Here is a 12,011-nt window from a genome sequence, read left to right as displayed (position 1 = left end):
TTGTATTTTCTTGTATGTCGTTTTTTGTATACAAAATAATTATTTTGTTGTATAATTGTTAAAGTTGTGTATTTATAAAATTTTTTAATTATTTATAATATTTTTTATATTAGGAGGAATTTTAAATGAGCGATAAAAAAATGCTTACACCTGCTGAAGTTGCTGAATACACTTTACATGCAGGAATAAAAAAAGCGACTACTCCAACTAAAAAAGTTTTAGTTTCTGCATTTTTAGCTGGAATGTATATAGCTTTAGGAGCTTTAGGTTCTATTGCTGCATCATATAACTTACTAGCTAACCCAGCTACTTACGGATTAGGTAAAATGGTCGCTGGACTTATGTTCCCTGCAGGTCTAGTACTTATATTAATAGCAGGTGGAGACTTATTTACAAGTAATATTCTTATAACATTAGCAGCTTTAAAGAAAAAAGTAACTTGGGGCCAAACTATTAAAAACTGGTCTTTAGTTTGGATCGGAAACTTAATAGGTGCTGCTTTTGCTGCTGCTTTAGTTGCTAAGTCTGGTGTATTTGATTGGAGCAATGGGTTGTACGGTGGAGTTGTTATAAAAACTGCTGTTGGTAAATCAAATATAGAATTTTTTGCAGCTATAGCTTCAGGGGTAGTATGTAACTTATTAGTTTGCGCTACTGTTTGGGCTTCTTATGCAGCTAAGTCTGTTTCAGGAAAAGTAATGATGGGTTGGTTAGGAATATTCGTATTCGTATGTATAGGGGTAGAACACGTTGTTGCTAACATGGGATATTTATTAGCTGGTTTAATAGTTAAATTAAACCCAACATATTTAGAAGCAGCTCATAAAACTTTAGCTGATGTTGCAAACTTTAATTTTGGCAATGTTTTATTACATAACTTCCTACCTGTTACTATAGGTAACATAATAGGTGGTATGGTAATCGCAGGATCTTACTACTTCTTATTCATGAGTAAAAGCGAAAATTAATATTATATATTTCAGACCCTCTTATTATATGTAAGAGGGTTTTTATATGGTTAAATATTTGCCTTTTTGTTATAATTAATATAATTATCCAATTGCGTAAAATGCATTTCAAGGAGGGGATTATCATTTTATCCGTAATTTTTTCATATGAATTTTTAGTAATAGCTCTATATGTGATTAACTTTTTAGTCATTCTTAATATGATATTTAGAGAAAGAAGAAGTATAGAATCTTCAGTTGCTTGGATTTTAATTTTAACAATAGTTCCTCCAGCAGGTTTTGTTTTATATACAGTGTTTGGTCGAAAAATGAATAAAGTTAACATGTTCAAATTAAAAAAAGAGGAAGATAAAAAATTAAAAAGTAGGATGATTGAATCTACAGATTTCTTACAATACTCTGAGCGATTTGAACCTAGTATAGCGGAACATAGAGATATGATTTACTCTTTAGCTACCTTAAATAGTGCCCCCTATACTACAAATAATAAAGTTTCAATCTATACTGATGGTTACGAATTCTTTGATGAACTAAAAGATCAGTTAAAAAAAGCAAAAAAATATATTCATATTGAATTCTATATTTTTAAAGACGACGGAATAGGAAATGAAATTTTAGATATTCTTATTGAAAAACTTTCTGAAGGTGTAGAGGTTAGACTTTTGTATGATACAGTTGGGAGTAGACTTTTATCTGAAAAAGGAATTCAAAAACTAAGAAAATCTGGAGGTAAGATCGGAGCTTTCTTCCCTTCATTCTTAAAGATAATAAACTTCAACTTAAACTTTAGAAATCACCGTAAAATAGTTGTAATCGACGGCGAAGTAGGATTTGTTGGTGGATTTAATGTCGGGGATGAGTACTTAGGAAAAGATCCTAAGTTTGGTTACTGGAGAGATACTCATACTAAAATAGTAGGATCTGCAGTAAATGATTTAAATCTTAGATTTATGATGGACTGGAGATATACTACACATGAAGATATTAGTTTTACTAAGTATTTAAATGATGATATTAATCCGTATAACGGCAATGTAGGAATACAAATAGTTAATAGTGGTCCTGATTTATCAGAAATAGACGAAATTAAATATGGATACTTAAAAATGATTCAAAAAGCTAAAAAATATTTATATATCCAATCTCCATATCTTATATTAAATAGTTCTTTGCTTGATGCTCTAAAAATAGCATGTTTATCTGGTGTAGATGTAAGAATAATGATTCCTTCTAAACCAGATCATCCATTTGTATATTGGGCAAGCTATTCTTATGCTGGAGAACTTTTAAAATTTGGAGCTAAAATTTATACTTATGATAAAAATGCTTTTCTTCATTCAAAAACAGTGGTTATAGATGACTCAATTTGTTCTATAGGTACTGCAAATATGGATATTCGTAGTTTTGAACTTAATTTTGAAGTCAATGCATTTATGTATTGCTCTGATGTTGCAATTAAACAAAAAGAGATATTTGAAGAAGATATAGAGAAATGTGTACAAGTAACTCAAGAAATGTATGATAACAGATCTAGAGTTATTCAGTTTAAAGAATCTATATCAAGACTTCTATCTCCTGTTTTATAAAACAAAAACACCTAAAATAAATATATTATTTTGGGTGTTTTATTTTATTTTTTGTTATTTTTTTATTTTTTGAAAATTTAGAAATTTGCTAAAAACTTTATAGTAAATACGCTATAATATGTATATCACGACAAATATATTAATATATTATAAAAATAAAGTTTTAGTTTAATATCAAGGAGGTTCTGTATGTGTAGATGTTCTCAATGTAACAATGATGTATTTGAAGAATTAGATGAATTTATAGATTCTTTACCTACTAAAAAAGGGGCTCTAATCCAAGTTTTGCACCATGCACAAGGTCTATTTGGTTATTTACCAAAAGAAGTGCAGCTTCATATTGCAAAAAAATTGGATGTATCTCCAGCTAAAGTTTATGGTGTTGTAAGTTTTTACTCTTACTTTACCACTGAACAAAAAGGTGAATATAAAATAAGCGTCTGTCTAGGTACGGTTTGTTTTGTAAAAGGTGCAGACAAAATACTTGCTGAATTTGAAAAACAATTGGGGATTAAATCTGGGGAAACTACATCTGACCTTATGTTCTCTCTTGAAGGTCTTAGATGTGTTGGAGCTTGCGGCCTAGCTCCTGTAGTTGTTGTAAATGGAAAAGTTTATGGTCAAGTTAAGGTTGATCAAGTAAAAGATATAATAGCTGAATATAAACAAATAGAAGCTACTTGTTAATTAAGGGGGAAGGGAATAGATGAGTAAAATAAAGTCATTTAATGAGTTAAGAGATCTAATCGATGAATTAAAGCCAAATTTATCTTTAAGAAATAATACAATCCAGGAAAATAGTAAAAAAGAATTACTAGTTTGTGGAGATACAGGCTGTAGAGCTGCAAATAGTATGCCTATAATCGATAGTTTGAAATCCGAAATAAAAAATGCAGGCTTAGAAGATATTGTGAGTGTATCTTTAACAGGTTGTTTTGGTTTTTGTGCTCAAGGTCCAATTATTAAGGTTTATCCTGATAACGTTTTCTATATAAAGGTTAGTGCCGATGATGCCAAAGAAATTGTTCAAGAACATTTAGTAAAAGGAAATGTGGTAGATAGATTGTTGTATTTGGAAGCTTCAGAAAATAAAAAGGTACATGCTTCTGAGGATATTTCTTTTTATAAACAACAAATGCGTATAGCTCTACATAATTGTGGATACATAAATCCTGAAAAAGTTGAAGATTATATAGCAAACGCTGGTTATTTAACGCTTGGTAAATGTATAACTGAGTTAACACCTGAACAAGTTATAGAAGAAGTAAAAGTTTCAGGACTTAGAGGTAGAGGCGGTGCAGGGTTCCCAACAGGAATAAAATGGGAAGCTACTAGAAAATCTATCTCTGATCAAAAGTATGTTGTTTGTAATGCAGATGAAGGTGATCCTGGTGCATTTATGGATAGATCTATATTAGAAGGAGACCCCCATAAAGTTCTAGAGGCTATGGCTATTTGTGGTTATGCAGTAGGTTCAGATACTGGTTATATTTATATAAGAGCTGAATATCCGCTTGCTATAGAAAGACTTCAACTAGCTATATCTCAAGCTAAAAATTTAGGACTTCTTGGTGATAATATATTAGGAACTGATTTTAACTTTAATATAGAACTTAAATACGGAGCTGGTGCATTCGTCTGTGGTGAAGGTACAGCGTTAATGAGATCAATAGAAGGTAATCGTGGAGAGCCTAGAATGAAAACTTATAGCTCAACTAAAAAAGGTCTTTGGGATGTTCCAACTTGTGCAAATAACGTTGAGACTTTTGCCAATATACCTCCTATTTTGAGCAATGGCGGTAATTGGTATAAAAATATAGGAACTGAGAAATCTTCTGGAACTAAAGTTTTTGCTCTTGGAGGAAAGATACATAATGTAGGACTTGTTGAAATACCAATGGGTACAACTCTAAGAGATGTAATATATAATATAGGCGGTGGTATACCGGATGGTCGAGAGTTTAAAGCAGTACTTACAGGTGGTCCATCTGGAGGTTGTATTCCTTCTGATTACTTAGATACTCCTATAGATTTTGATAATTTAAGTAATCTAGGTTCTATGATGGGTTCAGGAGGTATGCTTATTTTAGATGATACTGACTGTATGGTCGATATCGCCAAGTTCTTCTTAGGATTCACAGTCGAAGAATCTTGCGGTAAATGTACACCTTGTCGTATAGGTAATAAGAGACTACTTGAAATATTAACAAAAATAACAGATGGAAAAGGTACGGAACAAGATTTAATAGATTTAGAAAATTTATCTAAAACTATAGTAAGTACATCTTTATGTGGATTAGGAAAATCTGCTCCTAACCCAGTTCTAAGTACTCTTAACTATTTCTATGATGAATATAAATCTCATGTTATTGATAAAAAATGTCCTTCTGGCAAATGCCAAGCACTATTAAACTTTGTTATAACTGATTCATGTATAGGGTGTACAAAATGTTCTAAAGTTTGCCCTGCTGGATGTATATCTGGTTCAGTTAAAGAAAAGCATGAAATAGATGTATCAAAATGTTTGAAATGTGGAGCTTGCATGGACAACTGTAAATTTAATGCAATAATTAAGAGATAAGGGGGATAATCGATGAGTCTAGTTAATTTAACTATAAATGGTAAAAATATATCTGTTGAGAACGAAACTACAATACTTGATGCAGCTAAAAAATTAAATATAAAAATTCCAACATTATGTCATCTTCATATGGATGAAATAAATATGCATAATAAATGCGCTTCTTGCCGTGTATGTATGGTTGATACTAAAAGAGGTTTAGTACCTGCTTGTGCTACTAATGTTAAGGAAGGTATGGAAGTTCAAACTAATACTCCTCGTGCTTTAAATGCAAGAAGAACTGTAGTTGAACTTTTATTGTCAGACCATCCTCAAGATTGTTTGGTTTGTGATAAAAATAGAAATTGCGAACTTCAAACTATCGCTCATGACTTAGGGGTAAGAAATATAACTTATCAAGGTGAAAAAACTAATTTAGGAATTGATAATTCTAGTAAGTCTATAGTTAAAAACCATGATAAATGTATACTTTGCAGAAGATGCGAAACTATGTGTAGTGAAATACAAAAGGTAGGAGTTTTATCAGGAGTTAATCGTGGATTTGAAACTATGGTATCTACATTCTTTAACGAAGATATGGCTAAAACTAACTGTTCTTTCTGCGGGCAATGCATTGCTGTCTGTCCTACAGGAGCATTATCTGAAGTTAATAATATAGATTTAGTTTGGAATGAAATTAATAACCCTAAAAAGACAACAGTGGTTCAAGTTGCTCCAGCTGTAAGAGTTGCTTTAGGTGAAGAATTTGGGCTTGCTCCAGGTACTATAACTACCGGAAAGATGATTTCTGCTCTTAAGTTATTAGGTTTTAAATATGTATTTGATACAAATTTTGCAGCTGATATAACTATACTTGAAGAGGCTTCTGAATTTATAAATAGATTAAAGGAAAATAAAAATTTACCAATTTTAACAAGTTGCTGCCCTGCTTGGATAAACTACTTAGAACACCACTATCCTGAATGTTTAAATTTAGCTTCTAGCTGTAAGTCTCCTCAAAACATGTTTGGAGCTATAGCTAAAAACTACTTTACTTCTAAAATAAATATATCTCCTAAAGATATAACTGTAGTTTCTGTTATGCCTTGTATCGCAAAAAAATATGAAGTTTCTAGAACTGAACTAGGAAATGATGGTATTTTAGACGTTGACGTATCTATCACTACTAGAGAACTTGCTAAAATGATAAAAGAATCTGGAATAGATTTTTTAAATTTAGATGATGAAAATTTCGATAATCCAATGGGCGAATCTACAGGTGCAGCCGATATATTCGGTACTACAGGAGGCGTATTAGAAGCTGCTCTTCGTACATCTTACGAATGGGTTACTGGTCAAGAACTAGAAAGTTTAGATTTTAAATCTGTTAGAGGTCTTGATGGAATAAAAGAAGCTAGTATTACTATTGGAGACTCAATAATAAATGTTTGCGCTGCTAGTAGTTTAGGAAATGCAAAGAAAATAATGGATGATGTTAAAGCTGGTAATTCTAAGTATCACATAATAGAAATAATGGCTTGTCCTGGAGGATGTATAGCAGGAGCAGGTCAACCGTATCACCGTGGAGATTATTCTATAGTTAAATCAAGATCTGAAGGGTTATACAATATAGATTCTAATAAAGAAATCCGTAAATCGCATAAAAACCCTGCAGTAAATACACTATATGATGAGTTTTTAGGCAATCCATGTGGCGATTTAGCTCATAAATATCTTCATACTCACTACTTCGATAAAAGCAACTTTTTCGAATGTGATGAAGAATTAGCTAAAGCTACTGAATAGTAAATTCGCTTATATTAAATATAAAAATAAATAAGGTGTGACAAATCGTCACACCTTATTTATTTTTATCTATTAAAGTAGCTAGCTTCTTTGTGAACTCTTTTGCTGCATCATATCCCATGCGCTTTTGTCTAAAGTTCATAGCTGCAACTTCTAAAATCATAGCTGTATTTCTTCCAGGTTTAACTGGAACTATTAGTTTTTCTACATCTATTCCTAATATTTCTTCATACTCTTTATCTAATCCTAATCTATCATAATAAGTTTTATCATTCCAAGATTCTAATCTTATAACTAAATCTATAACCTTAGAATCTTTAACAGCACCTATTCCATACATACTTCTTACATCTATTATACCTATGCCTCTTATTTCCATAAAGTGTCTTAATACTTCTGGAGCTTGTCCCATAAGTATGTTCTCATCAACTTTAGTTATTTCTACTGCATCATCTGCTATTAATCTATGTCCTCTTTGAACTAGTTCTAAAGCTGTTTCTGATTTACCAACACTACTTTCCCCTCTTATTAACACTCCAACGCCAAATACATCAACTAAAACCCCATGTATAGTAGTTGTAGGAGATAATTTTGAGTCTAGGTAATTAGATAATTTATTTATCAATCTTGTAGTATTACGCTTTGTTGCTAAAACTACTCTATTATGTTTTTTAGCCATTTCTATAACATCATCTTTTACTGTTAAACCCCTAGAAACTATTAACGCTGGAACTTCATAACTAAAAAATTTATCTAGAACCGATCTTCTCACATTCTTATCCATATGACTAAAATAAGTATATTCTGTTCTCCCTACTATCTGGATTCTATCGTAAGTAAAGTGTTCAAAATAACCTGCAAACTGTAATCCTGGTCTGTGTATATCTTGATAGTGAACATAATATTCTACATCATCCGGCAAATTTACTACTTCTAAATCTAAATCTTCTATTAATTGCCTAATTGAAACTGACTTTTCACTTCTCTCATTATCTATTTCCATTGTGTGATTTACTCCTTTATAAAAGTTATTTGTTGTTAAAAAATTTAAATACACTTTCTGCTGAAGACTTATTCATTCCCTCTACTTCTAATAAATCTTCGAAACTAGCAACTTTTACTTCTTCTATGCTTTTAAAGTGACTCAATAATGCTTTTTTTCTTTTTTCTCCTATTCCTTGTATATCATCTAACACTGATTTTGTCAAAGATTTATTCCTTAAACTTCTATGATATGAAATAGCATAGTTGTGAACCTCTTCTTGTATGCTTGCTACAAATCTATACAAATTAGATGTTTTATCGAGTTCTATTTCTTTTTCCTGGGAAATTAATCCTTTTGTTCTATGTTTATCGTCTTTATACATTCCCCATAGAGGAATATTGACACCATATCTGTCTAAAACTTTTTTAACTGCGCTTACTTGACCTTTTCCTCCATCTAACAGTATTAAATTTGGAAAATTTTCATACTTTATTCTTCTTTCGACTATCTCTGCCATAGAGTCATAATCATTTGGACCTTCAACTGTTTTTATTTTATATCTTCTATACTCTTTTTTATCCTTTTTACCATCTGTAAATACAACCATTGATCCAATAGAATCTACACCTTGTATATTTGATATATCAAATGATTCTATTCTTTTTGGTGTATCTTTTAATCCCAAAATATTCTTAAGTTCTTCAAGAGCACCTATACTCTTTTGATACTTTAATTTATTTAGGTTTGAGAACTTTTCTAGATATTCAATAGCATTTTTTCTAACCATTTCTATCAAGTTCTTCTTGTCCCCCTTCTGAGGAACCTTTATATTTACCTTTTGACCTTTTTTATCTGTTAACCATTCTTCTAAAACAAAACTATCTTCTATCTCATCTTCTATTATAATTTCTTTAGGTATATAATCTTGAGATATATAAAACTGTTTAACAAAAGATGATAAAATAGATTTACGAGAACTATCTATAACACCTTCTAAAATAAAGTGTTCTCTGCCTACTATTTTTCCATTTCTTATAAAAAACACTTGTACACAAGCTTCGTCATGCGCTCTCGCCATAGCTATTATATCTTGATTTAAATCTGAAGTTCCTGAGTCTATTTTTTGTTTTTGAACCATATCTTCTAAACTTCTAATTTTATCTCTATAAATTGCTGCATCTTCAAAGTTAAAATCCATTGCACATTTATTCATCTTTTCTTTTAAAATTTCTATTAATCTTTCTTCTTTACCAGATAAAAATAAAATTACTTCCTCTATCATTTTATTGTATTCTTCTTTACTTACTTCACCTGTACATGGTCCTATACACTTTTTAATATGTTTATTTAAACATGGACGAACTTTATTTGCTATTGCTTTTTCTATATCTATATTACATGTTCTTATAGGATAAGTATTTCTTATTATCTCAAGAGTATCATTTACAGCAGTTATATTTGTATATGGCCCAAAATATTTAGCCTTATCCTTTAAAACCTTTCTTACTTTTAAAACCCTTGGATAATCTTCATTTACTGTTACTTTTATATATGGGTATGTCTTATCATCCCTAAGAAGCACATTGTACTTAGGTCTGTATTGCTTTATTAAGTTACATTCTAAAATCAACGCTTCTAATTCTGAATCAGTTATTATATATTCAAATTTGGCAATGTTCTTTACCATTGATTTTACTTTCGATGTATGATTTTTAGAAGATTGGAAGTATTGCCTTACTCTATTTTTAAGAGATATAGCTTTTCCAACATATATAATCTTATCATTTTCATTTTTCATTAAATAAACCCCAGGTTCTGCTGGAAGCTTTTTTAACTGTTCTTGTATATCAAACATTATTTCACCTCGGCTTTAATTTATAATAAAATTATACCCTAAATCACATTCAAATAATAAGATATTTAAAGTAAGTCTTAAAATAATTAAAGAAGGATAAATACAAATTTTTATAACTTTAAAAGCCTTTTGTAGCTTAAAGTCCATCTTATATTTATCCTTCTAATTTAAATTATTTTATATTCAATTTTTTTATTTCTTTGCTTTTCCTCCATTAACTTGTAAGAAATATGTTCCTGCATCTTCTCTTGTTTTAAACTCTGGAGAATCTTTGTATTTATCAACATTTTCAGAAGTTAATCCTACTATATCTATAGATCCTGTTTCATATAAATTAAGAGCTGCATTCGGATCTTTAACTATCTTAGTATTTACTTTATCTATCTTAACTGAGCTTGCATCCCAATAATCTGGATTTTTACTCATTGTAAATACATCTTCTATTTTCCAAGTACTTAATGTAAATGGTCCATTATAGTATATCTTATCTGCTGCAGTTCCGTATTCACTTCCAAATTCTTTTACAGCTTTTTCATTTTGTGGTAAGAATGATTTGAAGAACATTAAACTATCGAAGTAGTGAACTGGTCTTACTAAATCTACTTTTAATGTATAATCATCTACTGCTTTTATTCCTACACCATCTGCATTATCTGTTTTTCCTAGATTAAAATCTTTAGCTCCTACTATATCATACATAATGAATCCATAAGTTGATGCTGTAGCTGGGTCTAAAGTTCTCTTCCAAGAATATTCAAAGTCTTTAGCTGTTACTGGGTCTCCATTTGACCATTTAGCATCTTTTCTTAGATGGAAAGTCCATGATTTACCATCTTCTGATTTTTCCCATTTCTCCGCAGTTCCTGGAATTAGCTTACCGTCTTTGTCTTGTTTAACTAATCCTTCCATAGTATTCATCAATACTTCTGATGAAACTGTATCTGTAGCTTTACTTATATCCAATGTAGGAATATCTGATGCAAGAGATAAGTTAAGTTCTTTTTTACCTTCTCCTAATTCTACCCAATTATATATTGCCTGAACGCCAAATGACGGAGTAAGTCTTCCACTTACATATGGTTTTTGAAGATAAGATGCTCCTTTTTGGTAAAGAGGAGATAAAAATCCATCTTCTAACATAAGTTTTTCAGCCTTTGCATATTTTTCCCAACTTTCTTTTTGACTTCCAGCTGTTTTACCTTCTTCTATAAGTTTATCGTATTCTGGACTACTATATCCTGTATTTTTAGCATATTGTAACCCACTTTGCATAGTCTCTAAGAATGTTAATGGGTCTGGGTAATCTGGTGACCATCCTGAATGTGTAAGTTGAAATTCTCCTTTTTCTTCTAATGCAAGTTTTTGTTTAAATGGCTGTACTTTTATCTCTACTTTTAATCCTGGCAATGCATTTTGAAGTTCTGCTTGCATAAATTCAACTTCTTTTTTAGCACTTTCTGACTCGAATGATAATAATTCTAGAGTTACAGTATCAAATCCAACCTCTTCTTTAGCTTTTTCCCATAGTTTAGTAGCTTCTTCCTTATTGTATTTATAGCCCATCTCTCCAGCTACTTCTCTATAATCTTTACCATCTTCATTAAAAGCTAATTTTTCAGCAACTATATAATCAGCTGCTGTACATCCATTATTTATTATTGTTTCACATAGAGTTTCTTTATCTATAGCCATAGATATCGCTGCTCTTGCATTTTTGTTAGCAAGAACTTCATATGGATCTCCTGCTTCTCCACTTCCTGATGAGGAACCACCACTGTTACTACATCCAACCATACTCATTACAGTTATTGCTGCAGTAGCACTCATTAAGGCCATTTTCTTTTTAAAAACCATTGAATTACCTCCCCAAATAAGTTAATTTTTAAGTACTTTTGTGATAGTGCATATATATGTTTTTATATTATATGTGCCTAAATTTGTCCTTAATTCCTAAATTTGTATTTTTATAAAAACCTGATTTGCTTGATATCTTCTTCATGCCTTAACATACTAAGTCTATTGTTAAAATTTTTTACACGCTTTACTATAATATCTCTCCCCCTTATTGGTTTCTGTTACCATATTGTTTATTAATTTACATTATAGGATAATTTTTTTAAAATGTCATTATTTTTTGAATATTTATTTTTTAGACAAAAAATTTTTTTGTCATGCAAATAATATTTTTTATGTTTATATTAATTATATTAATATAGTTAAACTTTATTCAGCAAAATCCTTTAATTAAATT

At 30.4% G+C, this 12,011-nt stretch carries 8 protein-coding genes; 5 read left to right on the top strand and 3 right to left on the bottom strand.

Features of this window, described 5'->3' with window-relative positions; all coding sequences use genetic code 11:
• Positions 1–125: 125 nt before the first annotated feature.
• The 5 genes from VN21_RS15910 to VN21_RS15890 all read left to right on the top strand — a co-directional run bounded on the left by VN21_RS15910 (position 126) and on the right by VN21_RS15890 (position 6,920).
• Entirely contained in the window at positions 126–968 is an 843-nt protein-coding gene (locus tag VN21_RS15910) for a formate/nitrite transporter family protein (protein ID WP_046824120.1), read from the top strand.
• Positions 969–1,069: 101 nt separating this feature from the next.
• Positions 1,070–2,554, top strand: coding sequence for a cardiolipin synthase (gene cls, locus VN21_RS15905; protein ID WP_084822233.1), 1,485 nt, complete (start codon positions 1,070–1,072; stop codon positions 2,552–2,554).
• 189 nt (positions 2,555–2,743) lie between these two features.
• Positions 2,744–3,241 (top strand): NADH-quinone oxidoreductase subunit NuoE family protein, encoded by a 498-nt coding sequence (locus VN21_RS15900; RefSeq protein ID WP_021430327.1) that lies wholly within the window; start codon positions 2,744–2,746, stop codon positions 3,239–3,241.
• A 19-nt stretch (positions 3,242–3,260) separates the two neighbouring features.
• Positions 3,261–5,135, top strand: coding sequence for an NADH-quinone oxidoreductase subunit NuoF (locus VN21_RS15895; RefSeq protein WP_046824118.1), 1,875 nt, complete (start codon positions 3,261–3,263; stop codon positions 5,133–5,135).
• A gap of 12 nt (positions 5,136–5,147) precedes the next feature.
• A complete protein-coding gene (locus VN21_RS15890) occupies positions 5,148–6,920 on the top strand; it encodes an NADH-dependent [FeFe] hydrogenase, group A6 (protein ID WP_046824117.1) in 1,773 nt (590 codons plus the stop codon).
• A gap of 55 nt (positions 6,921–6,975) precedes the next feature.
• Here the strand turns inward: VN21_RS15890 and hprK are convergent, their stop codons facing one another.
• The 3 genes from hprK to VN21_RS18020 form a co-directional block, all read right to left on the bottom strand.
• A complete protein-coding gene (hprK, locus tag VN21_RS15885; protein WP_046824123.1) occupies positions 6,976–7,923 on the bottom strand; it encodes an HPr(Ser) kinase/phosphatase in 948 nt (315 codons plus the stop codon).
• A 25-nt stretch (positions 7,924–7,948) separates the two neighbouring features.
• On the bottom strand, positions 7,949–9,760 hold the full coding sequence (gene uvrC / locus VN21_RS15880) for an excinuclease ABC subunit UvrC (protein ID WP_046824116.1): 1,812 nt from the start codon (positions 9,758–9,760) through the stop codon (positions 7,949–7,951).
• 192 nt (positions 9,761–9,952) lie between these two features.
• Positions 9,953–11,614, bottom strand: coding sequence for an ABC transporter substrate-binding protein (locus VN21_RS18020; protein ID WP_052952119.1), 1,662 nt, complete (start codon positions 11,612–11,614; stop codon positions 9,953–9,955).
• Positions 11,615–12,011 lie beyond the last annotated feature (397 nt).

Origin of the sequence: Paraclostridium benzoelyticum (assembly GCF_001006285.1) — a bacterium.
GTDB classification, from domain to species: domain Bacteria; phylum Bacillota; class Clostridia; order Peptostreptococcales; family Peptostreptococcaceae; genus Paraclostridium; species Paraclostridium benzoelyticum.
Note: the sequence above shows the minus strand (reverse complement) of the source record. Positions and strands in the feature narration are given on the sequence as shown.

What these genes read in the sequence shown, in the direction of transcription:
- cls (WP_084822233.1), top strand. Translation starts at nt 1,070, where the DNA reads ATGCATTTCAAGGAGGGGATTATCATTTTATCCGTAATTTTTTCATAT.
- VN21_RS15910 (WP_046824120.1), top strand. Translation starts at nt 126, where the DNA reads ATGAGCGATAAAAAAATGCTTACACCTGCTGAAGTTGCTGAATACACT.
- uvrC (WP_046824116.1), bottom strand. Translation starts at nt 9,760, where the DNA reads ATGTTTGATATACAAGAACAGTTAAAAAAGCTTCCAGCAGAACCTGGG.
- VN21_RS18020 (WP_052952119.1), bottom strand. Translation starts at nt 11,614, where the DNA reads ATGGTTTTTAAAAAGAAAATGGCCTTAATGAGTGCTACTGCAGCAATA.
- VN21_RS15895 (WP_046824118.1), top strand. Translation starts at nt 3,261, where the DNA reads ATGAGTAAAATAAAGTCATTTAATGAGTTAAGAGATCTAATCGATGAA.
- VN21_RS15890 (WP_046824117.1), top strand. Translation starts at nt 5,148, where the DNA reads ATGAGTCTAGTTAATTTAACTATAAATGGTAAAAATATATCTGTTGAG.
- hprK (WP_046824123.1), bottom strand. Translation starts at nt 7,923, where the DNA reads ATGGAAATAGATAATGAGAGAAGTGAAAAGTCAGTTTCAATTAGGCAA.
- VN21_RS15900 (WP_021430327.1), top strand. Translation starts at nt 2,744, where the DNA reads ATGTGTAGATGTTCTCAATGTAACAATGATGTATTTGAAGAATTAGAT.